Source organism: Proteiniclasticum sediminis (assembly GCF_018128025.1).
In the GTDB taxonomy this organism is placed as follows: Bacteria; Bacillota; Clostridia; order Clostridiales; family Clostridiaceae; genus Proteiniclasticum; species Proteiniclasticum sediminis.
Genome location: NZ_JAGSCS010000003.1, coordinates 233,272 through 256,583 on the forward strand (window position 1 = coordinate 233,272; position 23,312 = coordinate 256,583).

Below are 23,312 nucleotides of genomic sequence, written 5' to 3' on the forward strand. Positions count from 1 at the left end.
AGGGGGGACTATACGTTGAAAAAATTCCTGACATTTTTACTGATCCTGATTCTACTTCTCGGGGGTGGAGCCCTCTATGGATGGAACTACTACAATGGCGTGGGGGAACAGCCATTGAAGACCGAGGAGGAAACCATCCTTGTCACCGTGGAGCCCAATGACAATTTCAGCAGTGTACTCAACCGGCTGGATAATGAAGGCCTGTTGAAGAATCTGCTGGTGACCCGAATCTATTTCCGCTACCATCCCAAGGAGACAAAACTGAAGCCTGGCACCTATACGGTGCATGCTCAAGGGACGCTCCATGAGATCATTGAAGAACTGAACACCGGAAAGGACATCAATGAAATCGTGGTGACCCTGCCGGAGGGACTCAATGTGGAACGCATGGGGGAAGTCTTTGAAGAGAAGGGCATGTTCACCAAAGATGCCTTTGTCAATGCCGTGGCCAATTATCCGACACCCACCTGGCTGGAAAACCTGGAAGGTCGACGATATGCCATGGAAGGATTCCTATTCCCTAGCACCTACAAGTTCAAGCGGGGACAGACCCCGGAATATATCGTGGATTACCTCTATCGGGCATTTGTATCCCAGATGAACAGCATTGCCTCGGAGCTGGGCACCAGCATCCCCACCAGCAAGTGGAATGAAGTGCTCACCATCGCGGCCATGATTGAACGGGAAGCGGCCAATACTGAAGAGATGCCGGTGATTTCCTCCGTCATCTATAACCGGATGGCGGCGAACATGAAGCTGCAGATCGATGCCACCGTGGTGTATGCCCTGGGCCTCAATGCCAAGGATCATGTCACCCTGGAAGATCTGAAGGTCAATTCTCCGTACAACACCTATCTTAATAAAGGACTTCCCCTGGGACCCATTGCCAGTCCTGGAGCTGCAGCCATCAAAGCTGCGCTTCGACCGGCCCAGAACACCGGATACCTTTATTATGTGCTGAATCCAGCGACGGACAGCCATTTCTTCACAGCGAACTATAACGAGTTCCTGCAGAAGAAGGCGGAGTACGCCAACAACTAGTTTATCGGATGACCTGGATCAGGCACTTCCGCTCCCGCAGCTTCGGGGGTGAAGTGCCTTCCTTATTTTCTGCGATATGGAGGATGTCATGGACGAGATGAGAACCGTGAAACGAGACCTTCGTCAGAAGCTGCTCCAAAGGCAGGCTGCTCTGACGCCGGAATACAAGAGGGAAGCCTCTGCAAGGATCTTCGCCCATCTTCTGGAGATGGAGGATTTCCAGAATGCCCGCCGTGTCTTCCTCTATGTGGGCACAGCTCAGGAGGTGGATACGCGTCCCATGCTGGAGGCGATGCTGCGAATGGGGAAGATGGTGTTTGTGCCCAAAACCATCACCCTGGGGCATATGGAAGCCTGCGCCGTGGGAGATCTTTCGGAACTGATCCCGGGGCGTCATGGGATTTTGGAGCCCGCCGATGCGAAAAGAGCCGTATCTCCGGATTCGCTGGACCTCATTCTGGTGCCCTGTCTGGGGTTCAATCAAAGGGGCTACCGCCTGGGCTACGGCGGGGGATTCTATGACCGCTATCTTCCCCGGGTGAAGGGGAAATGCATCCTTCTTGCCTTTGAGCAAATGCGGGAAGAGGATCTTCCCGTAGAAGACTTCGATGTTCCCTGTGAGGGGATCCTCACGGAGGAAGGCTACCGGAGCGCAGAAGTTTGAATAAGAAGCGGATATCCGCTATAATGGAAAGGTATTTTTTACCGGAGGAAGCCTTCCGGGAACGGCAGGTGGAACGTGGAAGGAATCATCAATGACAAGGTTAAAGCCTATGTGGAAAGTCTCATCCGGATTCCGGAACTGAAGGATCTGGAAGAGTATGCCCGGGAAAACTATGTGCCCATTGTCCATAAGGACGCGGCAGAGTTTCTCCGGTTCTTTGTGGCGCTGACGACCCCCGAAAGGATTTTGGAGCTGGGGACCGCCATCGGGTACTCGGCTCTTCTCATGGCCATGGCCTCGCCCTTGTCCAGCATTGTCAGCGTGGACCGGGATGAGACCATGCAGACCCTGGCAAAGGCGAATATTGAGCGTTTCGGCCTGGATCACCGGATTGCTCTGGTACTCTCCGATTGCCTGGATTATCTGGAAACCACCAGGGAAACCTTTGATCTGATCTTTATCGATGCCGGGAAGTCCCATTACCAGGAGTATCTGGAGTGGAGCCTTCAGCGGCTGAAAAATGGGGGAACCATCCTCTGCGACAATGTCCTTTATCGGGGACTGGTGGCGGAGGAAACGGTGGCCCGAAAACACCGGACCAATGTGGTTCGGCTGCAGGAATTCATGCAGCATGTTCACCAGCGGGAGGACCTGAGGGTCTCCACCCTGACCATCGGTGACGGCATGCTGCTCATCAGGAGGAAAGAATGAAGAGAAATATCCCCGAGCTCCTGGCCCCCGCCGGGAATCTGAGCAAACTGAAAACCGCCATTGATTATGGCGCCGATGCGGTGTTTCTGGGTGGTGCCAGACTCAATCTCCGCGCCTTTTCCGATAACTTCACCGATGAGGAAATGAAGGAAGGGTTGGCTTACGCCCATGATCGGGGCCGCAAAGTCTATGTCACCCTCAATGTCTTTCCCCACGAAAGCGATATGAAAGGCCTGGAAGAGTATCTTCTGGGGCTGGAGGAACTGGGGGTGGATGCCCTCATCGTTTCCGACCCCGGAATCATCATGACCGCCCGGGAGGTGGTTCCCGCCATGGAGCTTCATCTCTCCACCCAGGCCAATAACGTCAATTCCCGATCGGCGATTTTCTGGCACAAGATGGGGGTTTCCCGGATCATCCTGGCCCGGGAGCTGTCCCTGAAGGAAATCAAAGCCATCAAGGAAAACATTCCCGAGGAGCTGGAGCTGGAAGCCTTTGTCCATGGATCCATGTGCATGGCCTATTCCGGGCGATGTCTTCTCTCCAACTACATGACCGGCCGCGATGCGAACCGGGGCGCCTGCGCCCAGCCCTGCCGCTACAAGTACTACCTCATGGAGGAGAAGCGGCCGGGAGAGTACATGGAAGTCATGGAAGACGATAAGGGCACCTATATTATGAACTCCAAGGATCTGTGCATGATCGACCATATTGAAGATCTGGTAGAGTCCGGACTGTCTTCCCTGAAGATCGAAGGCCGGATGAAGTCCGAGTTCTATGTGGCGGCCATTGTGAAGGCCTACCGCCAGGCCCTGGACCATTACGCAGAGAATCCCGACACCTATACCTTGGATCCCCGCTGGAAGGAACTCCTCTCCATGGTGAGCCATCGGGAGTATGAGACGGGCTTCTATTACGGCCGGAAAAAGAATGAGGTCTACGGATCCAGCTCCTATATCCGGACCCATGATCTCATCGCGTATGTGACGGAGGATCTGGGGAATGGACGCTATCTCATTGCCCAGAAAAACCGGGTCTTCCCCGGGCAAAAAATAAAGATCTTGCGTCCCCAAGGTGATATAATGGAAACGACATTAGGGGAATTCCGGGATGACGAAGGAAATGAGATCGCCGTAGCCAATAAAGCTGCGATGAATTTCACGGCCACATCCACTGTGCCGCTGCTCCCCAATGATATTTTGATTGCAGAGAAGGAAGATGGATTATGAAGAAACCAATTCTCATCGGAATCACCGGCGGAACCGGTTCAGGAAAGAGCACCGTGGCCAAGGCCATCTACAAAAACTTCAAGAAGGAAAGCATCAGCATCATCATGCAGGATTCCTACTACAAGGATCAGAGCGAGCTGACGTTTGAAGAGCGGACCAAGACCAACTATGACCATCCCCATGCCTTTGATACGGATCTTCTCATTACCCATCTGAATAAGCTGCTCCAGGGCGAAGCCATTGAAATTCCCATCTATGACTTCACCATCCATAACCGGAAGACGGAAACGGTCCGGGAGGAGCCCAAGGACATCATCATCGTGGAGGGAATCCTCATTTTGGAAGATGAGCGGCTCCGGAATCTCTTTGACATTAAGATCTACGTGGACACCGATGCGGATATCCGCATTCTGCGCCGCCTGACCCGGGACATCCGGGACCGGGGCCGCACGGTGGAATCGGTCATCGATCAGTACCTGACGGTGGTGCGGCCCATGCATCTGCAGTTCATTGAGCCCACAAAGCGTTATGCAGACCTGATCATTCCCGAAGGCGGGAAAAACAAAGTGGCCATTGAAATTCTGGTGGCCACCATCAAGCAGCACCTTTCCGACGGGAAAGAGCTGGAAACCCCCAAGGAGAATGTCCGGGATATTCTCGGCTAAAAAAGATCAGGGAGCGATAACGCTCCCTGTGTTTATTTTCTACCCTTTGGGGCACAATATGGATAATGCGCAACGAGAAAAGAAGGAGGACAAAAATGAAAACTGGTTTGTTGGGACGGCATATTGCCTATTCCCGGTCCCCCGAAATCCATGAAGAGCTGTACCGTCAGCGAAGGCTCCCCCTGACCTATGAGCTGTTCGATCTTCCCCGGGAGGAGCTCCAGCGGTTTATCGACACCCTGGATACGGAAAAAATCGTGGGCTTCAATGTAACCATCCCCTACAAGGAGACGATCTTCGACTATATCCATGAACTGGATGAGACGGCCCTGGAAGTGGGGGCGGTGAATACCGTGGTGATTAAAGACGGGTGGCGGACCGGGCATAATACGGACATCTATGGCTTTATGCAGTCCCTGGAGGATTTTCGAATCCCCGTGAAGGGCAAAGATGTGCTGATCTTAGGCAGCGGCGGCGCCGCCAAGGCCGTTTATGCGGGGCTGAAGCGTCTGGGCGCGAGGATCCACATGGCTTTTCGTTCCGAAGCCCGAAGGGTCTATTTCCCCGAAGCCCTCACCATCACCCCGTTGAGCGAGATGCATGATCTGCGTCCCTATGCTTTAGTCATCAACTGCACCAAGCTGGGCAATGTCAACCAGGATGTGCTTCCCCTAGCCATTGATCATGTGGATCCTTCCACGGTGTTTTATGATGTGAATTACCTGCCCATCCACTCGGCATTTCTCCGGTATGGGTTTCTCCATGGACTCCAGGTGATCAACGGGGAAAGCATGCTCCTCAATCAGGCGAAAAAGGCCCAGGAACTATGGATCGAAGCATTGCGGCTGTTTTAGCCGAAGCCCGTCATCAGCAGGCATCCGATGTCCTCTTTCGGGAGAACCACCCGATCTTTCTCCGGATCCGGGGGGAGCTTCTGGAGACGAAGCATCGGGTAACCCGTTATGCCCTGGAAGAGCTTCAGCGCAGGCTCTGTCCGCCGGACCATATCCGGGAGTATCTGGGGCCGCCGGCCAGTGAGGATGCCACCCTGGAGGAGAATGGACGCTACCGGGTGAACTTTTTCACCTCCCTGGGGGAACGGTGCATGGTGGCCCGGGTCATCAGCCCCGAGGTGGCCCCCCTGAAGTCCCTGGGTATGCCGGAAGGGCTGCCGGACCGGGTATGGTCCCGCAAAGGCTTAAGTCTCATCGTGGGAAAGACCGGGGCGGGGAAGTCCACCACCATGGCGGCCATTCTCCAGGAACTCCTGGCGAAGCACCGGATTCATCTCATCACTTTGGAAGATCCGGTGGAGTACCGGATGGAACCGGGGCTGGGGCAGGTCACCCAGCGGGAGCTGGGACGGGATTTTTCCACGTTTGAATCGGGGATCTTTGAAGCGCTAAGGCAGTCCCCGGATTTCATCGCCATCGGGGAAATCCGCACTCTGTCGGCGCTCCGGGCTGCCATCACGGCGGCGGAATCCGGCCACGGGGTCCTCAGCACCATGCATTCCTTTGGGGCGGCCAAGACCCTCACCCGGATGCTGGCCATGGTGCCCGAAGCGGAAAAGGAGCTGGTCCGCTATCAGCTCTCTGCCCAGCTGAACTTCATCCATTCCCAGGACCTGTCTTATCCGGAGGGAAAGCTCCACCGGAAGTATGAACTCATGCTGAACTTGCCGTCGGTGGAGAATACGATCCGCGAGGGACGGTTCCATCAGATCGACAACCTCATCCGTCTGGGCGAAAAACAAGGCATGCGGCGGCAGGGGCTGGATGAACGGGAATAAAGAAAGCGTGAGCGATATCCAGCTGGATTTCGCTCACGCTTTTCCGATTTTCTTAGTCTTCCAGAACGGATTTGGCGATGGCATCGGCCAAGTCGTTGAGGAGTTCTTTCTGATCTTCTTTGAGGCGGGAGCGGATGTCGATGCTCTCGCAGATGAGGGTCATGTTCTTCATGCAGGAGAACCGGTCCACCATGGTTTTCAGGGCGGCGCTGGCCCAGCTGTGGTTCCCGATGAGGGCTACCTTGCGGTCCTTGACGCCCAGGGCGATCATCTCATGGAGGAGGTTATCCATGGGGTAATAGAGCCCCATATTGTAGGTGGGCGCTGCAGCCACCAAATGGCTGTACTTCCAGATATCGGAGATGATGTAGGAGGGGTGGGTCTTGGAGACATCATAGACTCGGATGTCTTTGATCCCGCGCTGACCCAGCTTATTGGCCAGGGCCATGACCGCATTTTCGGTGTTGCCGTACATGGAGCCGTAGAAGAGTACTACGCCCTTTTTCTCGGGGACATAGCGGCTCCATTTGTCGTAGAGATCCATGATCTTGGCGATGTCCTTTCGGAATACAGGGCCGTGGAGGGAACAGATCATGTTGACCTGGGCTCCGGCCAGTTTCTTGAAGACAGCCTGGACCTGGGCGCCGAACTTGCCCACAATGTTGGCATAGTAGCGGCGGGCTTCATCCAGATAGACATTATCATAGTCGGTTTCATCATCGAAGAGGTTTCCGTTCAGGGCGCCGAAGGTGCCAAAGGCATCGGCGGCAAAGAGGATTCCCTTTGTGGTTTCATAGTCCATCATGACTTCCGGCCAGTGGACCATGGGGGCAAAGACAAACTTCAGGTTATGGGCTCCCAGGTTCAGTTCATCGCCTTCACAGACGAGCATTTCATTGGCTTTGGTATCCATGGTGTAGAACTGGTGGAAGAGCTGGAAGGACTTGGTGTTGCCCACCACCTTCACGTTGGGGAACCGGCGGATGACATCTTCGATGTTTCCGCAGTGGTCCGGCTCCATGTGGTTGATGATGAGGTAATCCAGTTCCCGGCCGTTCAGCACATGCTCGATGTTTTCCCAGTACTGATTGGTGACGGAATCGTCCACGGTGTCGATGAGGGCGGTCTTCTCGTCCATGATCAGATAGGAGTTATAGGAAACCCCGTTCTCCAAGGGGAACAGGTTTTCGAACAGGTTGATTCTTCGGTCATTTCCACCGACCCAGTAAATATTGGGGGAGATTTCTCTTACGTTATACACTTCATTTTCCTCCTGGTTTCATATTCATTCTTAATGTTTCATTTGGCATTCAAAGGATATAAAGGTTGAAACAGCAAATGTTCCATGAATATCATAACGCATTGTTCAAAAGTTCTCAAGGGGTTGGAGGCCTGAGGAATAAAAAAAGATTGTGTGCAATTCAATGGAATCCTTTACTTTAACATTTCGGAGGGGAAATCGAGTGAAGGAGAGAAATTTCCATGGAAAAATCCGCCAGAACCGAAGTTCTGGCGGCAAAAGAGACGGCATTTGGGCTCTCCTTAGGATGGCTTCATTTGGTCGGGATCGAAGGTCATGGCCTCCCAGGCGTGACCGTCCAGGTCCGTGAAGCTTCGGTAATACATCCAGCCGTAATCCACCGGCGGAAGCTGCGTTCCGGCACCCAGGCTCATGGCCTGGTCCACCAGGGCATCCACGGCTTCCCGAGAGCTTAGGGTAATGGAAAGGATCGTCTCGGCAGGGCCGTCGGTTTTCCGGGCTTCCCGGGTGACGAAGGTGGAGAATTTTTCGGCGATGCTGAGCATGCAGAAAATGTTCTCGCCCAAAATGAGGCAGGCAGCGGTCTCATCGGAATAATCCGGATTAAACCCAAAGCCCAGGCTTTCGAAAAAGCTCCGGCTGCGAGATAGATCGTCCACGGGCAGATTGATATAGATTTCTTTGGTTAGGGTTGCCATGAAATCACCTCAAGGTTACTTTACCATAATTTTTCCGGAAGGTTCAAAATACAGAGGGTGAATACTTTTCGAATCCTTATTCATATTTTTGTCAAATCATGGACTTTGGCGTATAGAAGGTATGGAGGAGCTCATGGGCTTTCTCATTGTAGGGTTCGCCGATGTATTCCCGGTAGAGTTTCATGACCATTTCATTCTCATGGGATTTTCGTTTGGGTTTTCCCGCGTCTTCCTGATAAATGGCTTCCTGTCGTTTCCGGATGATCTCCATATTGCCATGGTGATAGGGCTGTCCGCCACCGCCGATGCAGCCGCCGGGACAGGCCATGATCTCGATGGCGTGGAAATCCGATTCTCCGCGGCGGATACTCTCCAGGAGCTTCCGGGCATTGCCCAAGCCGTGGGCGATGCCGATGGACAGGTCCTGATCCCCGATGCGTACGGTGGCTTTTCGAATGCCGTCCAGTCCGCGGAGCTGGGTGAAGTTCACGTCCTTCAGCTCCTCATGGGTCACCCATTCATAGGCGGTCCGAACCGCGGCTTCAATGACGCCTCCCGTGGCGCCGAAGATGACGGAAGCTCCAGTGCTTTCGCCCAGAACCTGATCAAAATCACTTTCCGGCAGGGCGGCAAAGTCAATGCCGGCTTCCTTCAGCATATAGCCCAGTTCCCGGGTGGTCACCACCCAGTCCACATCTTTGAGGCCGTCCAGGCGCAGTTCTTCCCGCTGAACTTCGGCTTTCTTGGCGATGCAGGGCATCACCGACACCACAACGATGTTCTCCGGGGGGATCCCCATTTTTTCGGCATAATAAGTTTTGATGATGGTGCCCATCATGATCTGGGGGGATTTGCAGGTGGACGGGATGTCCAGCATGTCCGGGAACTGGTATTCAAAGAAACGGACCCAGGCCGGACAGCAGCTGGTGAGGATGGGAAGCTTTCCGCCGTGTTCCAGGCGGTGGATGAGTTCCGTGGCTTCCTCAATGATGGTGAGATCCGCTGCCCAGTCGGTGTCGAAGACGCCGTTGAAGCCCATGCGCCGGAAGGCCGTGGCCAGCTTTCCCGTGGAGATGGACCCGGGTTCCAGGCCGAACATTTCGCCGATGGCCACCCGCACTGCGGGGGCTACCTGGACCACCACATGTTTATCGTCGCGCTGCAGCGCTTCCCAAACCCGGTGCATATTATTGACTTCCGACAGGGCCCCCGTGGGACAAACGGCCACACACTGGCCGCAGAAGGTGCAGGACGTGTCCACCATATCCAGATTGAATGCGGGGCCCACAAAGGCGTTGAATCCCCGGGAGGCGGCAGACAGGATTCCGCAGGTTTGCACTTCATTGCACATGGTCTCGCAGCGGCGGCACATGATGCATTTGTCCGGATCCTTGACTAAAGCATAGGAGGATTTATCCAGGGGACGGCTCATTTTTTCGCCGGTATAGGTAATATCGTAGATGCCCAGTTTTTGGGCCAGGGCCTGGAGCTCGCACTGGAGATTTTTCCGGCAGGTCAGGCATTCAAAGGGGTGATTGGACAGAAGAAGCTCCAGATTGAGCCGACGGGCGGAAACGGCCTTCAGAGAGTCCGTGAATACCTCCATGCCTTCGGTGACCACTTCCGAACAGGAGGGGGCCAGAGCCTGGCGGTTTTTGATCTCCACCATGCAGACCCGGCAGGACGCCGTGCGGTTCACCATGCCGAAACCTTCCAGGTTCAGGTGGCAGAGGGTGGGGATATCGGCATTGACCAGTTTGGCGGCCTCATGGATGGTGGTTCCTTTTTCCACCTGGAGCGGAATGCCGTTGATCTTCAGATTGACGGGTTTTTTCAGTTCACTCATTCTTCTCACCTAAGCCTTTCGGATGGCATTGAACTTGCAGGCATCGAAGCAGGCTCCACAGGAGATGCAGAGGTTCACATCGATGAAGTGCACCTGCTTGGGATGACCGGAGATGCAGCCCACAGGACAGACCCGTCGGCAGGCGGTGCAGCCTACGCACTTCTCGGGAATGACGCTGTAGCGGAAGAGCCCTTTACAGACTCCTGTGGGGCAGGTGTGCTCTTCCACATGGAGGCGGTATTCCTCCGGAAAATAACGCATGGTGCTAAGCACCGGATTGGGGGCAGTCTGTCCTAAACCGCACAGGGCGGAGAAACGGATGTTGTTGCCCAGTCTCTCCATTTTTTGAAGCACATCGGGGGCAGCCTTCCCCTTGGTGATGCTGTCCAAGAGCTCATGGAGACGCTTGGTGCCGATGCGGCACGGGGTGCATTTGCCGCAGGATTCATCCATGGTGAACTGCAGGTAGAATTTGGCAATGTCCACCATACAGTTGGTCTCGTCCATGACGATCATCCCGCCGGAGCCCATCATGGTGCCCAGGGCGCGAAGACTTTCGTAATCGATGGAGGTGTCCAGGTACTCCTTGGAGATGACCCCACCCGAAGGACCACCGGTCTGTACTGCTTTGAAGTCTTTGCCGTCGGGGATTCCCCCGCCGATGTCATAGATGATTTCCCGGAGGGTGGTGCCCATGGGAACTTCCACCAGGCCCACATGATTGATTTTACCCACCAGGGCGAAAACTTTGGTCCCTTTAGACTGGGCGGTGCCGATGGAAGAAAACCACCCTGGGCCCCGGAGGATGATCTGGGGGATGTTGGCCAGGGTTTCCACGTTGTTCACGGTGGTGGGCTTTTTTCGGTAGCCTTCCTCCGAAGGGTAGGGTGGCTTCTTGGTGGGCTCTCCGCGCTTGCCTTCCACAGAATGGATGAGGGCGGTCTCTTCGCCGCAGACAAAGGCGCCAGCGCCCAGCCGAAGCTCCACATCAAAGTCAAAACCTGTCTGGAGGATGTTCTTCCCCAAAAGATTCCATTCCCGGGCCTGGTCGATGGCCGTGTTCAGCCGCGCGATGGCTAAGGGGTATTCCGCACGGATATAGATGATGCCGTGGGATGCGCCGGTGGCGTACCCGCCGATGGCCAGTCCTTCCAGTACGCTGTGGGGATCGCCTTCCAAAAGGGAGCGGTCCATATAGGCTCCCGGGTCCCCTTCATCGGCGTTGCAGATCATGTATTTTTCCGGTGAAACCTGTTCTCGGGTAGCTTGCCACTTCAGTCCCGTGGGGAAGCCACCGCCGCCCCGGCCGCGAAGTCCGCTGTCCTTCACCGTGCTAATGACCTCCTCCGGAGACATGCCTGTGAGCACGCGGGAGAGGGCAGCATAGCCATCAAAGGCAATATATTCCCGGATGTTCTCCGGATCAAGATTTCCGCAGTTCTTCAGGGCGATTCGAAGCTGCCTGCGCTTGGCACCGGGAGGATCCGTTCGGTTGAAGCTCATATTGATGATCTTGTCCTGGACCGGCTGCCCCTGGAGAACGTGCTCCCGAAGGATTCTTTCGGCGGATTCCGGATCCACATAGCCATAATACACCGGGGCTTTTCCCGGGAGATTCACCTGCACCGTGGGTTCGCAGTAACAGGAACCGATACAGCCCACCTTGACCAGGCGGATGTTCGGCAAGTGTTCAGTTTCCAGGAGCTCGGTGAGTTTGTCATAGACGGCCTGACCGCCCGCAGCGATACCGCAGGTGGCTAGCCCCACCAGAATCTCCACCGTGGCGGATTTTCCGCTGCCGGTTTCCCGGAGTCTTCGCATCTCGAAAAGTTCTTCCCGCAGGGATTTCAAGGTTTCTGGCGTCATTGCTGTTTTCATTTTCCTTCACCTCGGTAGCTGTTGATCACAGTTCGGACATTTTCTTCATTCATGTGGCCATAGACCTTCTCATCCACCATGATGGCAGGCGCCAGGCCACAGGCCCCGATGCAGCGGATCTCCTTCATGCTGAAGAGGTCATCTTCAGTGGTTTCGCCAAAGGTAACTTTCAGCTCTTTCTTCAGGGCTTCTTTGACCTCTTCCGCACCTTTGACGAAACAGGCAGTGCCCATGCAGACGGAGACCGTGTGTTCACCCCGTCGGGTCTGGGTAAAGTAGGAGTAGAAGCTCACTACACCATAGACCTTCGCTGCAGGGATCCCCACGCGGCGGGCAATATAGAGCTGGAGCTCTTTAGGAAGATAGCCAAAGATGTGCTGGGCGCGATGGAGAACATGGATCAGCATGCCCTCCTTGTCCTGGAGGCTGTCGATATAATCGTTGAGTTCAGCAAGTTTTTCCAGGGGAAGCAACAGTTCGGCAGGGGATTGGGTTGGGGTTTCCATAAGGCACCTCCAAAATACTTTCGTTAACTTAGGTATAACAATCAGTTATTTTTTTGTCAATCGATATTCAGATAATTTACAATTTTCCGGCAAGACTCGAGGGGGAGAACAGGGCGTTCTAAAAGAACTTTCTTTAAAAAACCTTGGGGGAGAGCTGTAATAACCTGGTGAATGTGATATAATATCATTTTGATTGAAATAAAAAATTGGAGTGAATAAATTTAATGCTGAGTGTAAACAATGTAAGTTTGAGATTTGGAGGCCGAAAGCTCTTTGAGGACGTGAACATCAAGTTCACTGCAGGCAACTGCTATGGGGTCATCGGGGCCAATGGAGCCGGAAAGTCCACCTTCCTGCGGATTTTGTCCGGAGAATTGGAACCCAATACCGGAGAAGTTTCTTTGGGCAAGGATACCCGTATGTCTGTGCTGAAGCAGGACCACTTCCAGTATGACAGCGAACGCGTTATTGATACGGTGATCCGAGGCAATGAGCGTCTTTATCAGATCATGAAGGAAAAGGATGAGATTTATTCCAAGTCGGACTTCACCGATGAGGATGGTATCCGAGCAGCTGTACTGGAAGGCGAATTCGCCGATCTCAACGGCTGGGAGGCCGAGGCGGAAGCGGCTATGCTGCTCATGGGCCTTGGATTGGGAACCGAGCAGCATGATAAGATCCTGGGCGAACTGGAAAGCAAGGACAAAGTGAAGGTCCTTCTGGCCCAGGCGCTCTTTGGCAAGCCCGGCGTTCTGATTTTGGATGAGCCCACCAATGATCTGGATCTGGAGTCCATCACTTGGCTGGAAAACTATCTGGCAGATTTTGAAGGAACCGTCATCGTGGTTTCCCATGACCGTCACTTCCTGAATATGATCTGTACCCACATCTGCGATGTAGACTATGGCAAGATTAAGATCTACATGGGCAACTATGACTTCTGGTATGAGTCCAGCCAGCTGATGAATCAGCTGATCAAGGACAGCAATAAGAAAAAGGAAGAAAAGATTCGGGATCTGCAGAACTTCATTGCCCGATTCTCTGCCAATGCTTCCAAATCCCGTCAGGCCACATCCCGAAAGAAGCTTCTGGATAAAATTTCTCTTGATGACATCGCCACCTCCAGCCGCCGATACCCCTTTGTGGGCTTTAAGCCGGAACGTGAAGTGGGCAATGATATTCTCATCGTGGAGAACCTCTCCAAGTCCATTGATGGCGTAAAGGTTCTGGATAATGTATCCTTCACCGTAGGCAGAGAAGACAAGATTGCCTTTGCCGGCAACGATATCTCCGTGAGTACGCTCTTTAAGATCCTGGCAGGAGAAATGGAACCGGACAGCGGAAGCTTTAAGTACGGCGTCACCATCACCAAGGGATACTTCCCCCGGGACAACAGCGATTACTTTAATGAAGTAGATTTGAATCTTGTGGACTGGATGCGTCAGTATTCCGATGAGAAGAGCGAGTCTTATCTCCGCGGATTCCTGGGAAGAATGCTCTTCTCCGGCGAAGAAGCCCTGAAGGAAGCGAAGGTGCTTTCCGGAGGCGAGCGTGTGCGTTGCATGCTGTCCCGTCTGATGCTTTCCACGGCAAATCTGCTGATTGTGGATCAGCCGACCAACCATCTGGATCTGGAGTCCATCACCGCGGTGAACAACGGACTCATGGATTTCTCCGGCGTACTGCTCTTCTCCTCCCATGACCACCAGTTCAATCAGACGGTGGCCAACCGGGTCATTGAGATCACGCCGGACAGCTACTTCGATAAGCTTTGCACCTTTGATGAATATCTGGAGCAGAAGGAAGAACGCATGGCCTCCTAAGAGACCGGAGCTGACTTTCCTGCCTATCTTTTCTAAAAGCCATCACCTGACGAAATCAGGCGATGGCTTTTTCTCTGCAGTGATTTTGACCATCGGAAGCCTTTCGTTAAGAAAGTGCTTAGAGTTACCGTTGTAAAATCAGAATTTTTCATTAAATTTCTTTTATTTATGTGAAAAATAGGGTATAATAAAAAAACGATTTCAGATTACAGCTAAAGAGTGTTATATAAATAATAGAAATATATTATTAAAGAATACATGGAGATAGAATTTTTCGGAAGTGGGGCTACTTTGATCGCGAAGGTTAAAGAAAGGGGCGGCTGATTCAAAACACGTGAAAGGGGAACGGAAAGTTGGGAAAGAAGTAGAAAACATGGGGCATCATTCTGGTTTTTATCGTTTGTGGAGGGGTTTTGCTTTTGGGTACGGGAGTTCATTTCACGGTGAAGGGGATCCCATTTCAACAGTCAAATTTCTATGTCTCCTCGGGGAAGACTGACGGGCAGGGGAATCTCCAGGAGACAAAGTATCAGGATCTCTTCACGGGAGAAACGGCTAAGGTCTATTCCAATGTGGAAACTCTGGGGGCGGAGGGAACACTGCACTTGGAGAGGAGTGTCCATATCCAGGAATCCTCGGGGGCGATCTTTCACTATGTTCTCTTGGGAGAACAGTCTCAGCAGGGGAAAGCCTTTACAGGATCCTTGGTCTCGGAGGATGGTGTGGTTTTATGGAAGGGAAGCTATGATCTCGAAGTAAGCCGGATCACCTCAAGCTTCTTCGCCGAAGGCCTGGATTTCCAAGGAAAGCTGGCGGGGATTGTTCGGGAGTCGAAGCTTCACGGGGAGCCCCTTCGTTCCTTGCTGGATCTTGGTCTGCACCATGTTCAACCTTTTACCCAGGGGCGAGTCCACTATCTTGTCCTGGCCTGGGGATTTTATCTGGCGGCCCTTCTCAGCGTGTTCTTCCTCCCCAGGGCATATCGAAATTGGGGGCCTTCAGGAGATCAGGAACGGCAGATCAAGCGGCTGAAAATCATCGCTTTGGCAGTTTTTCTGCTGCTAATGGCGGTGAATGTATCTCGGCTCTTGGAGCCCGTTTCCACCTTTACGTTTAACCGAATCGGTTAGGATACTGAGCTTTTTGGGGCCTTGCCTTTCTTCCGTGGAAGGGCAAGGTCTTTTCTCAATGTTTGGAGTACCGAAAAGAAGGAGACCCCCTTCGAGGATTTCGCCCTGGAGTGGGATACCTAATCATGATAAAGCTCCTTGAAGACTCGTTGACGATTCTTCAGGGAACAGGGCTTTGGAGGAACCCTTTGACGAACTTCTATAGAATTCAATCGGAAAAGAAGGTATATTAAATATAGAATATTCATGAACATGGAGGATGAACTTCCATGGAGAAAGGGCTTAACGTGAAAATGAAATCATTCGGATCCCGACACCCCCAAGTAATCGACTATTTTCTCATTGCCTTGGGCATTCTGCTCACCGCGGCTTCCATCGTCTACATTTTTAACCCCAACCGGCTGGCCGCTGGAGGAGCCCAGGGCATAGCCCTGGTGATCAATTATTTTACCCACTGGAATACCGGGCTTCTCATGATCCTCATCAATGGCGTGCTCTTCATCACCGCCTTTGCCCTCATCGGAAAGAGTTTTGGGGCGAAGACCCTGGTGTCTTCCCTAGGCCTTTCTTTTGCCGTGTTTGTCATGGAGCGTTATCTCTATGGGGGCCCCCTGACGACTAATCCGATGTTGGCGGCTATTTTCGGCAGTGCTCTCATGGGGATCGGTGTAGGTATCATTCTTAACCGCAACGCAACCATCGGCGGCACCAGCCTCATGGGCAAGATCATTGCGAAAATCACATTCCTGGATCAGGTGAACTGCATCATGGCTACGGATCTTATTGTCACCCTATTTGCCATGGTGGTCTTTGGGGTGGAGATCGGGCTTTATCAACTGATTTCCGTGTATCTCACCGGTGTGGTGATCAATAAGGTCATCGACGGTATTTCTTACCGTCGAGAGGTCATGATCATCACCTCCAAGCGAGATGTGATCATGCACTACATTATTTCAGACATGAAAAAGGGAGCCACTCTCCTTCAGGGCAAGGGTGGATTCACCGGAGCGGATACGGAGATCATACTCTCCATTCTTACCCAGCGGGACTTCATCCGGCTGAAGATTTTTATCCGTCAAGTGGATCCTCGGGCCTTTATCTCGGTGAACATGGTCACAGAGGTATCCAGCGCCAGTTCTGAGGGATTTTAGTACGAAATGCTTCGTCAAATGTGAATAAATGTCGAAATTCATGGAAAGACGGGAAATATTCCATATTTTGTTTTAATTTTGTGACAATAAAAGGTATAATTTATTCATACATATTCAAGGAGGTACAATGCAGTGCAGATGGACAACTTCGTGGTGGGGCTGGATATCGGAACCCAATATATTAAAGCCTCAGCCTTATCCTTGCAGGACAACACGCTCATGTATGGAGCAGCAGTGGAATCCCAGGGCATCGACCGCAATGGCATCACGGATGTGAAAGCATTGGGCAGTGCCATCCGAAAGGTTGTCGGAAAACTGGAGGTGAAGATCTCCCGTAACATCCATGCTGTATTTGTATGTCTTCAGCCCGAAACCGTTGGGTTTCTTGATGCCGAAGGCAGTGTCGTGCTGTCCGGGGATCTGGTGACCCAGTCGGATATCGACAAAGCCATGGATGCAGCCCAGCTGGTCACCCTGGCACCCGATGAAGAAATCGTCGACTTACTCATCTCCAGGTATCTGGTAGATGATACCGCATATCGGGATCCCTCCGGAGTCCGAGGAACCCGACTGGAAATCCGTGCCCAGCTGGTCACGGCAAAACGACCTTTGGTGGAAAGTCTGTATGACGCCGTAGCAGCAGCAAAGCTGAAAGTGGCGGGAACGGGCTTGGGAATCGAAGGGGCATCCAGTATCCTCATTACTCCGCAAGATCGCAAAAATGGCGTATTTCTAGTGGATGCCGGGGCAAATACTACCCGCATCGTGCTGTATAAGGACAACCGAATTGTGGATCAGGATGTGATTCGCCTCGGCGGAAAGAGCATTACCCGGGATCTGTCCATTGTCCTGAAAATATCGCTGCTGGAAGCGGAAGAACTGAAAAAGGGGTATTCCAAAGGAGAGTTCACCGACGATGTAGAAAAAGCAGCCTTAGTGGAAGAGGTGATCAAAGCCAGAGTGGAGGAAATCATGGCCTTCGTTCAGCGCTTTGTCAGCCGGTATGAGGAAGATCAGGAAATCCGGAAAGTTGTGGTTTATGGAGGAGGCCTTTGCGGATTCCGCCATGTCAACAATTTGTTCAAAAGTACACTGAATAAGTCCACAAATTTTGTAACATCTGATATAATTAGGGATGATAGTCTGTTCAATGTTCCAGCCGGAGGATTGGCCTATCATATCGTCAATAGTGTACATTACAAATCCGTTGTGGGCGAGTTTGTAAAAGATGATGAAGAGACACAGGAAATGCCGTCGTCCGACCGCCAGGAACAGGATGATTTTCTGAGAAAATATCAGGATACTTTCCGAACAAGCGGGAATGTACATGCGGACGATGAAGATGAGGATGATGAAGACGAGGACATCGGGGTCTTTGAGAAGATCGCCTCGTGGATCAATACAGTGAAATCGAAGTGGAGAAAGCGATAAGGGGGATAATCATGTTGGATTTTGATTTTCAAGTACAGGGCCCAGCGGAGCTGAAAGTAGTAGGATGCGGAGGTGGCGGAAACAATGCCGTCAACCGAATGATAAATGAAGGACTTGGCGATGTGGATTTTATTTCCATTAATACGGACAAGCAGGCGCTGATGCAGTCCAATGCCACCCATAAAATCCAGATTGGCGAAAAGCTGACCAAGGGATTAGGCGCTGGCGCCAATCCGGAAATCGGCGAAAAAGCAGCCGAGGAGTCCAAAGAAGAAATCATCGCTGCACTGAAGGGTGCCGATATGGTCTTCATCACCGCAGGCATGGGCGGCGGAACAGGCACTGGGGCTACCCCCGTCGTGGCTGATATTGCCCGTTCCATGGGAATTCTCACCGTGGGTGTGGTCACTAAGCCCTTCAATTTTGAAGGCAAGACCCGAATGAAGAATGCTGAAATCGGAATACAGAAGCTCAAAGAGAAGGTCGACTCCTTGGTCACCATTCCCAACGAGAGACTGCTCTCCATCGTGGATAAGCGCACGACGTTCAAAGAAGCCTTCAATAAGGCGGATGATGTGCTGAGACAGGGTGTCCAGGGCATTACCGACCTCATTACGGAAAATGGTTTGGTCAATCTGGACTTTAATGACGTGCGGACCATTATGCTGAATAAGGGTCTCGCTCACATGGGCGTAGGCTATGGAAAGGGCGAAAACAAAGCTGTGGACGCCGTAAGACAGGCGATTTCTTCCCCGCTTCTGGAGACCCGCATTGACGGAGCTACGGGAATTCTTCTTAATGTCACCGGCGGAGATGACCTGTCCCTCATTGAAGTCAATGAAGCGGCAGAAGTGGTGAAAGAGGCAGCTGATCCAGAAGCCAACATCATTTTCGGTGCCGTCATCGATCCCAAACTCAAGGATGAAATCAAGATCACCGTCATCGCCACGGGCTTTGATGAAGTGAAGCTCTATGGCAAAGCTGAAGAGAAAAAGGCTGAACCGAAAGAGGAAGCCAAGAGCGTTTCGCCTTCAGTGCCCAATGCAGCGACGGACGATATGAGTGATGATCAGTTGGAGATTCCCGCCTTCTTGCGGAACCGATACAACAAGTAAAGCAGGTGTAGAACGTGAAATGTCCATTTTGCGCTTTTCCGGAAAGTAAAGTGATCGATTCGAGAGCCATCGAAGACAATTCCGCCATCCGAAGACGGCGGGAGTGTCTTTCCTGCGGGAAACGCTACACCACCTTCGAAAAAGTGGAGGACATTCCCATTCTGGTGATTAAAAAGGATGACAGCCGGGAGAATTTTGATAAGAACAAAATTATCGTGGGCTTAATCCGGGCATGTCAAAAGCGTCCCGTATCCCGTTCACAGATCGAGGATATCGCCAACGACATTGAACGGACCATCTCCAACCGAATGATTTCAGAGATCTCTTCGGGAGAAATTGGAGAAATGGTCATGGACCGGCTCAAAGATGTGGATGAAGTGGCGTATGTCCGCTTTGCCTCCGTTTATCGCCAGTTCAAGGATATTAATACATTTTTGGAGGAGATCAAGAACCTCATGGGGAGCGATCCAACCAAGGATGTAAAATCAAAGAAGAGTAAGGATTCAGGCTCTGTGGGCTGATTTCCTCAAAGCCCCCGCCGCTGGCGGGGGCTTTTGCTTATGACAGAGTCAGCCACGGGTTAAATTGAGGTTAATTAGGTTTTATTCAATTGTAATGCCGATTTCTTTATGTTTAAATTGAGGTAATGACTGATATTCTGGGAGGTACACATGAATAAAGACAAGGTTCTGATCATCGATGATGAAGAACACATTGTAGAACTGATTAAATATAACCTGGAAAGCAACGGCTTCGATACGGTGGAAGCTTATAATGGAATGGATGGCATCCGCTTAGCCAAAGCAGAAAAGCCCTCCCTGATTTTGCTCGATCTCATGCTGCCCATCATGGATGGACTGGATGTATGCAAGAATCTGCGCCGGGATGAAGATACCCGGTCGATCCCCGTGATCATGCTCACGGCAAAGTCGGAGGAAATCGATAAGATTCTGGGGCTGGAACTGGGCGCTGACGACTATATCACCAAACCCTTCTCCGTGCGGGAGCTAGTGGCGCGAATCAAGGCCGTGCTTCGGCGCAGCGGATCCGAGTCGGAAGAAACCTCCACCTACAGTTTCGCCGATGTTCTCATTGATTACGATAAGCATCAGGTGACGAAAAACAATGAGAAAGTGGAACTGACCCTAAAGGAATATGAGCTTCTGGAAATTCTCATTCGAAACAAAGGAAAGGTCCTGAAACGGGATATGCTCCTGGACAAGATCTGGGGTTATGAGTATGTGGGCGAAACTCGTACCGTGGATGTCCACATCCGTCACCTGCGGCAAAAGCTGGAAGACGATGACCGAAATCCCGTCTACATCGAAACGGTGCGGGGAATCGGCTACCGCTTCAACGATCCCCAATCATGAACAGGAGGATCGTCCGGGCATTCCTCGGTACCATCGTCGTCGCCATGCTCTTTCTCACTTCTGCCTTTCTCATCATCTCTAATCTTCAAAAGATCGATATGGTGGAAAAACAGCTGGCGGATAAAAACGCCTTTCTCATCACCTATTTGGAGACAGGCGAAGATGAAGTTTCCGTCTTAAAGAGCGTGGATGAAAAGACCCGCATGACGCTCATCGCCGCCGATGGGACCGTTCTCTATGACAGCTCGGGAAAGACTGATTTTGAAAATCACTTCAACCGGAAGGAAATCCAGGATGCGTTGAAAACGGGCACCGGAAGCGATATTCGTATGTCGTCATCTCTCGGAACCCAGATGATTTATTTCGCCACGCGCCTCCCCGACGGGCGGTTTCTTCGTAGCGCCATGGCCTCGGATTCACTGAATCTGGGAAGTATGTTTTCCACCTACATGGGGGTGGCGTTTCTTTTGGTGATGTTCCTCTCCTATCTCTTTGCCCAGCGGATTTCCGGGTATCTTTTGGAACCCATCATGGAGATGACCTTTGCCACGGAGCGAATCGCCAATGGGGAATACACCCGGCGAGTGACGGTGCGCAAGGAGGCGGATCTGGCTAAGCTGGGAAGCAACTTCAACCATATGGCGGAACGGCTGGAAAATACCTTTTTGGATAACCAGGAGAAGCAGAATCGGCTGGAAGCCATTTTGAAGTCGATGAACTCGGGTGTATTCGCCTATGATAATAATGATCAGATCATTATTTTTAATCCCTTTTGCAAAGAACTTTTTGGGATCTATGGGGATGTCATCGGCAAAAATATTTATGACATCAAGGAACTGCGGGAACTGCTCTTTTCCATGGAATCTCAGGAGGGCGCCATGGAACTTCGTATCGACAAGCCCATGGTCCGGGATATTCGCGTGAAATCCGCGGAGATCTTCGGCGAACGGGTTCAGCGGGTCGGTACGGTGGTTGTTCTGGAAGACATTACGGATCTGAAGAAGCTGGAGAAAATGCGAAGCCAGTTTGTAGCCAACGTCTCTCATGAACTGAAAACCCCCTTGACATCCATCAAGGGATTTTCCGAAACGCTGAAATTTGTCCAGGATGAGAAAACCCGGAACAAGTTTCTTGATATCATCAATGAGGAAAGCGAACGGTTAACGCGCCTGATCAATGATATTCTCACCTTATCCTCCATCGAGCAGGCCAAGGCGGCGAAACCGGAGTTTATTGACCCGGTGGCGGAAACCGAAAAGATCTATCATCTGTTGACGCCCAGGGCGGAGGCAAAGCGTATTCGCCTGACCATGCAGGGACAGGAGGGGCTCAAGGCCTATTGCGATCGGGATAACTTCAAGCAGCTGGTGCTGAATCTTGTGGACAATGCCATTAAATATACCCGAGAAGAAGGATCCGTGAACATTTCCCTGTCGCAGGTAAAAGAAAGCCTGAAAATTGTCGTGGAAGATACGGGTATTGGAATTCCGGATAAGCATCTAAGTCGAATTTTCGAACGGTTTTACCGTGTGGACAAGGCCAGAGATCGGGCCATGGGAGGTACAGGACTGGGGCTGGCCATCGTCAAGCATATTGTGCTGGGATTTGGCGGCACCATTGATGTGGAGTCGGAAGTCGGAAAGGGCACCCGCTTTATCATCTTCATGCCCATTCAGCAGGATGAGGATGTCCAGTCAAAATCCGAAGATCTGGATAACTGGTTTTAACCTATAAAAAGAACAGCCATAAAGAAAACCCAGTCTGAACAGAATTCTGTGCAGACTGGGTTTTAAGTTACATTTAAAACTGATAATCCGGAGGTAGCTCCGATAAGGCGAAAATGCCAATCCCCCCGATTCCGATGTGTGCGCCTAGAACTGCACCAAGACTCATCATCTCCACTTTTGCCTGGGGAAGGGCCGAGAGGATTTTCGCTTTTAAGTCCTCAGCAGCTTCCGGATCATAGGCGTGACTGATGGTGATCCACTGGGCAGGATTTGGAGCAGCGGTGACCAAAGTATCCTCAAGAATAGTTTTCAAGGCTTTCTTTCGGCCACGCACCATGCGATCCATGATGATCCTTCCGTCTTGGACGGTGAGAATGGGTTTAAGATCCAGTTTATCACCTAAATAGCCTACACCGCGATTAACTCGGCCTCCCTTGGCCAACCATTCGATGCTGGGCAAGGTGAAGTGGTATTGCAAGTGGGCCTTCATGTGTTCAATATTCTCGAGTATCCGGTCAAAACTGACCTGCTTTTCCATCATTTGGAGGATCTGCAAAGCCATGAGCGTGGCTCCTCCTGAACCCCCGGCAGAGTCCACAATGGCCATTCGCCGCTCGGGATAACGTTGGCTGTATTCGCTGAGGATCCCCCGGGCAAAATCGTAAGTGCCGGACATCTGGGAAGAGAAAGTGAGAAATATGAAATCGGAACCTTCTTGAATGAGCTTCTCGAAAACGGTGACGACCGACTTATAGCTCACTTGGGAGGTTTTGGGCACCAATCCCGATCTCATGGCTTCGTATACTTCTTCGGTCTGGATTTCCACACCATCTTCGTAGGGTTTGTCGTTGAGGATGATGGATAAAGGGATGACTTCGAACTCATAGCGGTCTTTAATCGCCGGATTCAAGTCGCAGGTGGTATCGACAATTAGCTTGGTCATCGTGACACTTCCTTCTCAATTTTCACGCGAAGTAGTTCATCGGGCAGCGGAGAGCCGCTGCGCAGTGTGGTTCGGTACGCTAAACCGAATGATGACTATAGTTTACCGGAAGAAGCTTAACCCTTTGTTAAATACGGGAAAATGAATAGTTCAGAGTAAGTGAAATTTTGGAATAGTATAACAATAATGTGTATTTACCAATATGGCATGAAGGAAATCCTGCATAAAATTCTATTCCTCGGTGGAATGGATTCTCATTTTTTCGTGGAAGGACACTTTAAAAAATTTGTTTACTTATCCGGGAAACTTCGGTTGTTAATTCCAAAAC

At 51.8% G+C, this 23,312-nt stretch carries 21 protein-coding genes; 15 read left to right on the top strand and 6 right to left on the bottom strand.

The window, feature by feature from the left end:
- The first annotated feature begins 15 nt into the window (after positions 1 to 15).
- From mltG to KCG48_RS04250, 7 genes are all read left to right on the top strand, one after another.
- The gene (gene mltG, locus KCG48_RS04220) at positions 16 to 1,041 is read left to right on the top strand and encodes an endolytic transglycosylase MltG (RefSeq protein WP_211800055.1); all 1,026 of its coding nucleotides are present in this window, start codon (positions 16 to 18) and stop codon (positions 1,039 to 1,041) included.
- Positions 1,042 to 1,129: 88 nt separating this feature from the next.
- Positions 1,130 to 1,705: a 5-formyltetrahydrofolate cyclo-ligase gene (locus tag KCG48_RS04225; RefSeq protein WP_211800056.1), complete on the top strand. Its 576-nt coding sequence runs from the start codon at positions 1,130 to 1,132 to the stop codon at positions 1,703 to 1,705.
- Positions 1,706 to 1,780: 75 nt separating this feature from the next.
- Positions 1,781 to 2,416 carry an O-methyltransferase gene (locus tag KCG48_RS04230; protein ID WP_211800057.1) on the top strand — a complete coding sequence of 212 codons (636 nt, stop codon included), beginning with the start codon at positions 1,781 to 1,783 and terminating at the stop codon, positions 2,414 to 2,416.
- A complete protein-coding gene (locus KCG48_RS04235) occupies positions 2,413 to 3,645 on the top strand; it encodes a peptidase U32 family protein (protein WP_211800058.1) in 1,233 nt (410 codons plus the stop codon). The genes KCG48_RS04230 and KCG48_RS04235 overlap by 4 nt, the downstream gene beginning before the upstream one ends.
- Positions 3,642 to 4,310, top strand: coding sequence for a uridine kinase (gene udk / locus KCG48_RS04240; RefSeq protein ID WP_211800059.1), 669 nt, complete (start codon positions 3,642 to 3,644; stop codon positions 4,308 to 4,310). The genes KCG48_RS04235 and udk overlap by 4 nt, the downstream gene beginning before the upstream one ends.
- Positions 4,311 to 4,405: 95 nt before the next feature.
- Complete coding sequence (locus KCG48_RS04245) at positions 4,406 to 5,164, top strand: shikimate dehydrogenase family protein (protein ID WP_211800060.1); 759 nt, start codon at positions 4,406 to 4,408, stop codon at positions 5,162 to 5,164.
- Positions 5,137 to 6,102 (top strand): type IV pilus twitching motility protein PilT, encoded by a 966-nt coding sequence (locus KCG48_RS04250; protein ID WP_211800061.1) that lies wholly within the window; start codon positions 5,137 to 5,139, stop codon positions 6,100 to 6,102. Before KCG48_RS04245 ends, KCG48_RS04250 begins: the two co-directional genes overlap by 28 nt.
- A gap of 52 nt (positions 6,103 to 6,154) precedes the next feature.
- Here the strand turns inward: KCG48_RS04250 and KCG48_RS04255 are convergent, their stop codons facing one another.
- The 5 genes from KCG48_RS04255 to KCG48_RS04275 all read right to left on the bottom strand — a co-directional run bounded on the left by KCG48_RS04255 (position 6,155) and on the right by KCG48_RS04275 (position 12,291).
- Entirely contained in the window at positions 6,155 to 7,363 is a 1,209-nt protein-coding gene (locus KCG48_RS04255; protein ID WP_211800062.1) for an FprA family A-type flavoprotein, read from the bottom strand.
- Positions 7,364 to 7,644: 281 nt separating this feature from the next.
- Entirely contained in the window at positions 7,645 to 8,061 is a 417-nt protein-coding gene (locus tag KCG48_RS04260; RefSeq protein ID WP_211800063.1) for a VOC family protein, read from the bottom strand.
- A gap of 91 nt (positions 8,062 to 8,152) precedes the next feature.
- Positions 8,153 to 9,907: an NADH-dependent [FeFe] hydrogenase, group A6 gene (locus KCG48_RS04265; protein ID WP_211800064.1), complete on the bottom strand. Its 1,755-nt coding sequence runs from the start codon at positions 9,905 to 9,907 to the stop codon at positions 8,153 to 8,155.
- A 9-nt stretch (positions 9,908 to 9,916) separates the two neighbouring features.
- Entirely contained in the window at positions 9,917 to 11,785 is a 1,869-nt protein-coding gene (locus tag KCG48_RS04270; RefSeq protein WP_211800065.1) for an NADH-quinone oxidoreductase subunit NuoF, read from the bottom strand.
- Entirely contained in the window at positions 11,782 to 12,291 is a 510-nt protein-coding gene (locus tag KCG48_RS04275; protein WP_211800066.1) for an NADH-quinone oxidoreductase subunit NuoE family protein, read from the bottom strand. Before KCG48_RS04275 ends, KCG48_RS04270 begins: the two co-directional genes overlap by 4 nt.
- A 224-nt stretch (positions 12,292 to 12,515) precedes the next feature.
- Between KCG48_RS04275 and KCG48_RS04280 the strand changes: the two genes are divergently transcribed.
- From KCG48_RS04280 to pnpS, 8 genes are all read left to right on the top strand, one after another.
- Entirely contained in the window at positions 12,516 to 14,114 is a 1,599-nt protein-coding gene (locus KCG48_RS04280) for an ABC-F family ATP-binding cassette domain-containing protein (RefSeq protein ID WP_211800067.1), read from the top strand.
- Between the two features lie 419 nt (positions 14,115 to 14,533).
- A complete protein-coding gene (locus KCG48_RS04285) occupies positions 14,534 to 15,244 on the top strand; it encodes a hypothetical protein (protein ID WP_211800068.1) in 711 nt (236 codons plus the stop codon).
- 269 nt (positions 15,245 to 15,513) lie between these two features.
- Positions 15,514 to 16,395 (top strand): YitT family protein, encoded by an 882-nt coding sequence (locus tag KCG48_RS04290; protein ID WP_211800069.1) that lies wholly within the window; start codon positions 15,514 to 15,516, stop codon positions 16,393 to 16,395.
- A 138-nt stretch (positions 16,396 to 16,533) separates the two neighbouring features.
- Positions 16,534 to 17,826 carry a cell division FtsA domain-containing protein gene (locus KCG48_RS04295; RefSeq protein ID WP_230977003.1) on the top strand — a complete coding sequence of 431 codons (1,293 nt, stop codon included), beginning with the start codon at positions 16,534 to 16,536 and terminating at the stop codon, positions 17,824 to 17,826.
- A gap of 11 nt (positions 17,827 to 17,837) precedes the next feature.
- Entirely contained in the window at positions 17,838 to 18,941 is a 1,104-nt protein-coding gene (gene ftsZ / locus KCG48_RS04300; RefSeq protein WP_211800071.1) for a cell division protein FtsZ, read from the top strand.
- A 14-nt stretch (positions 18,942 to 18,955) separates the two neighbouring features.
- Positions 18,956 to 19,462 carry a transcriptional regulator NrdR gene (gene nrdR / locus KCG48_RS04305; protein ID WP_211800072.1) on the top strand — a complete coding sequence of 169 codons (507 nt, stop codon included), beginning with the start codon at positions 18,956 to 18,958 and terminating at the stop codon, positions 19,460 to 19,462.
- Positions 19,463 to 19,612: 150 nt separating this feature from the next.
- Complete coding sequence (locus KCG48_RS04310; protein WP_211800073.1) at positions 19,613 to 20,314, top strand: winged helix-turn-helix domain-containing protein; 702 nt, start codon at positions 19,613 to 19,615, stop codon at positions 20,312 to 20,314.
- Positions 20,311 to 22,041, top strand: a complete 1,731-nt coding sequence (gene pnpS / locus KCG48_RS04315) for a two-component system histidine kinase PnpS (protein ID WP_211800074.1) — start codon at positions 20,311 to 20,313, stop codon at positions 22,039 to 22,041. The genes KCG48_RS04310 and pnpS overlap by 4 nt, the downstream gene beginning before the upstream one ends.
- Before the next feature lie 73 nt (positions 22,042 to 22,114).
- On the opposite strand, the gene KCG48_RS04320 is transcribed toward pnpS, so the two are convergent.
- Positions 22,115 to 22,984, bottom strand: a complete 870-nt coding sequence (locus KCG48_RS04320) for a DegV family protein (RefSeq protein WP_211800075.1) — start codon at positions 22,982 to 22,984, stop codon at positions 22,115 to 22,117.
- Positions 22,985 to 23,312 lie beyond the last annotated feature (328 nt).

Excerpts from the sequence above, each read along its gene's own strand:
- KCG48_RS04260 (WP_211800063.1), bottom strand. The coding sequence starts at position 8,061 with ATGGCAACCCTAACCAAAGAAATCTATATCAATCTGCCCGTGGACGAT.
- KCG48_RS04270 (WP_211800065.1), bottom strand. The coding sequence starts at position 11,785 with ATGAAAACAGCAATGACGCCAGAAACCTTGAAATCCCTGCGGGAAGAA.
- KCG48_RS04235 (WP_211800058.1), top strand. The coding sequence starts at position 2,413 with ATGAAGAGAAATATCCCCGAGCTCCTGGCCCCCGCCGGGAATCTGAGC.
- pnpS (WP_211800074.1), top strand. The coding sequence starts at position 20,311 with ATGAACAGGAGGATCGTCCGGGCATTCCTCGGTACCATCGTCGTCGCC.
- KCG48_RS04310 (WP_211800073.1), top strand. The coding sequence starts at position 19,613 with ATGAATAAAGACAAGGTTCTGATCATCGATGATGAAGAACACATTGTA.
- KCG48_RS04290 (WP_211800069.1), top strand. The coding sequence starts at position 15,514 with ATGGAGAAAGGGCTTAACGTGAAAATGAAATCATTCGGATCCCGACAC.
- udk (WP_211800059.1), top strand. The coding sequence starts at position 3,642 with ATGAAGAAACCAATTCTCATCGGAATCACCGGCGGAACCGGTTCAGGA.
- ftsZ (WP_211800071.1), top strand. The coding sequence starts at position 17,838 with ATGTTGGATTTTGATTTTCAAGTACAGGGCCCAGCGGAGCTGAAAGTA.
- KCG48_RS04295 (WP_230977003.1), top strand. The coding sequence starts at position 16,534 with ATGGACAACTTCGTGGTGGGGCTGGATATCGGAACCCAATATATTAAA.
- KCG48_RS04275 (WP_211800066.1), bottom strand. The coding sequence starts at position 12,291 with ATGGAAACCCCAACCCAATCCCCTGCCGAACTGTTGCTTCCCCTGGAA.
- KCG48_RS04265 (WP_211800064.1), bottom strand. The coding sequence starts at position 9,907 with ATGAGTGAACTGAAAAAACCCGTCAATCTGAAGATCAACGGCATTCCG.
- KCG48_RS04320 (WP_211800075.1), bottom strand. The coding sequence starts at position 22,984 with ATGACCAAGCTAATTGTCGATACCACCTGCGACTTGAATCCGGCGATT.
- KCG48_RS04280 (WP_211800067.1), top strand. The coding sequence starts at position 12,516 with ATGCTGAGTGTAAACAATGTAAGTTTGAGATTTGGAGGCCGAAAGCTC.
- KCG48_RS04245 (WP_211800060.1), top strand. The coding sequence starts at position 4,406 with ATGAAAACTGGTTTGTTGGGACGGCATATTGCCTATTCCCGGTCCCCC.
- KCG48_RS04225 (WP_211800056.1), top strand. The coding sequence starts at position 1,130 with ATGGACGAGATGAGAACCGTGAAACGAGACCTTCGTCAGAAGCTGCTC.
- KCG48_RS04250 (WP_211800061.1), top strand. The coding sequence starts at position 5,137 with ATGGATCGAAGCATTGCGGCTGTTTTAGCCGAAGCCCGTCATCAGCAG.